At 42.3% G+C, this 2,146-nt stretch carries 3 protein-coding genes; 1 reads left to right on the forward strand and 2 read right to left on the reverse strand.

Annotation, left to right across the window (positions count from 1 at the left end):
• Nucleotides 1-507 (reverse strand): DUF4407 domain-containing protein (locus ACZFYI_RS19485; protein WP_462525788.1); only part of this gene is annotated, 507 nt, incomplete at its 3' end.
• Nucleotides 508-980: 473 nt separating this feature from the next.
• Between ACZFYI_RS19485 and ACZFYI_RS19490 the strand changes: the two genes are divergently transcribed.
• The gene (locus ACZFYI_RS19490; RefSeq protein ID WP_462525789.1) at nt 981-1,274 is read left to right on the forward strand and encodes a thiamine-binding protein; all 294 of its coding nucleotides are present in this window, start codon (nt 981-983) and stop codon (nt 1,272-1,274) included.
• Between the two features lie 57 nt (nt 1,275-1,331).
• On the opposite strand, the gene ACZFYI_RS19495 is transcribed toward ACZFYI_RS19490, so the two are convergent.
• The coding region (locus ACZFYI_RS19495; protein ID WP_462525790.1) for a glutaminase at nt 1,332-2,146 on the reverse strand (815 nt) is incomplete at its 5' end.

Here is a 2,146-nt window from a genome sequence, read left to right on the forward strand (position 1 = left end):
ATCTTTGCAGTTTCCGCGTAAAGAATTCGAATTACTGTCTTTTTTGGCTTCCAATCCATTGATTTCAGAAAATCCAGCTTTCAAAGCTTCCTTGCTTTGGGCGATCATGGCAGTTTTTTTCTCATCGAGCTTTCTGTTGATTTCCCTTTCGAAAATCTTAAGTTCCAATGGCCTGGAAATCACAATCGCCAACAATACCGCAAAAACCAATCTAGGAATGGCCATTTTCCACTCCGCCCAGGCATTGTTTCGCTTACGCATACTTGACACGATAAACCTATCCAAATTGAAGATCATCAAACCCCAAACCAGTCCAAACCCAATCGCATACCATGGAGATTCGAACACGGTAAATAAGGCATATCCTGCAGATATCGCCGCCAAGAGACCTGTAAAAAATACTGTTCCGCCGATCCCGACATATTTATGGGTTTCGGTCGGTGATTTGCTCAATAGAGGCGCATAAGCACCGGAACAAAACCAAAAGAATTTGGTGATTTTATTCATAATCGGATCGGATTGTTTGGAATACAAAACTGCTAACAAAAAACGAACTAGATCCGGCGAAAGTATGGTGATTCTTCCGGTTATCCTTGAATATGGGGCAGAATCCCGCTTTTTTGGTTTAGAAAGGCAATAAAAAATCAAAAACACAAATCAAGGGAAAATTCAAGGGCTATATTTTTCATGTTCAATTTTGGGAAAAAAACTTAAAATGTCCGCAATCTGTTCGCATTTGGCACATTGGGAGAAAAAGCTATCATCGGTTAAGGGTTATTTGGTTAGTGGTTATTTGGTTAATGGTTATTCGGTTATTTGGTTAACTGTTGCCAAGCTCAATCCCTGAACAAAGTCGAGGAGTTTAATTTTGGATTATGATCTTGTTTCTTGGTACTTTGTACTTGGTTCTTAGCACAAAGTTTTCTCGTCTCTCGCTCCTGTCTTATTTCTCACGTTTCACATCTCAAATCTCATAAACCATGTCCAAATCCATCAACCTCGGAATCCAGATTGTCCCAAAAAGCAAAACTCTTGACAGCTATGCCTTGGTAGACAAAGCCATAGAAGTCATCCAAAAATCCGGAGTCAAATATGAAGTCACTCCCTTTGAGACCGTCATGGAAGGCCCACAGGAACAATTGATGTCCATTGCCCTCAAAGCTCAGGAAGCTGTCTTGGAAGCAGGAGCGGATGAAGTTTTGGTGTATTACAGGATGCAGATCCGGAAAGAAGCCGATGTCAGCATGGATGAAAAAACTGCCAAATTCAAATAGAAAACAAGAATCTCTTGAGGTGAAACAATATTTGGCACTAAGACATTGATACTTTTTTTACCTTCTTTCTTCAAAAAGCGAATACTTCAGCTTTTCCCTTAACAGCTGAAGCGCCTTGACTCCTTTGGGAGAATTGCCTTTTCCATTGAGCGGCGGACTCCAAACGGCAACTGAAAATTTGTTGGGCATCACGGCGACGATTCCTCCACCGACTCCACTCTTGCCGGGCAGGCCTACCCGAAATGCAAACTCTCCGGACTCGTCATAAAATCCGCATGTCAGCATGAGTGCATTGATCCTTTGGGTATCGATCGGGCTGAGGATTTCCCTATTTGCAAAAATTGAATATCCATGATTGGCCAAAAAGGAAAAAGATCTTGCCAAGTCCGCGCAGCACAATTCTATGGCACATTGGCCACAATAAGTCCGGATTACTTCTTGGATATCATTCTCTAAGTTACCGAAAGCCTTCAGAAAATAGGCCAAAGCGGTATTTCTCTCCGAATGGGCAATTTCAGAATTCATCACAGATTCATCGATTTGGACACAGGTACGTCCTACGATTTCATTGATAAAGCCATGGATTTCATCCAGGGGATTTTGGTGTAAAGTGCTAAGCGCATCGGTGATTACCAAAGCCCCGGCATTAATAAAGGGGTTTCTCGGGATTCCTTTTTCGAATTCCAGTTGGGCAATGGAATTGAATGGGTTGCCACTCGGTTCGACATTCACCCTCGACCAAAGCTTTTCTTTGAAAACATTTGCGACCATTGTCAGGGTCTGAACCTTGGAAATACTCTGAATTGAAAAAGGCATATCAAAATCTCCTGCGCCATAGACTTTCCCCTCCAAATCCACCAAGGCGATCCCAA

Source organism: Aquiflexum sp. (assembly GCF_977115555.1).

Excerpts from the sequence above, each read along its gene's own strand:
- ACZFYI_RS19490 (WP_462525789.1), top strand. The coding sequence starts at position 981 with ATGTCCAAATCCATCAACCTCGGAATCCAGATTGTCCCAAAAAGCAAA.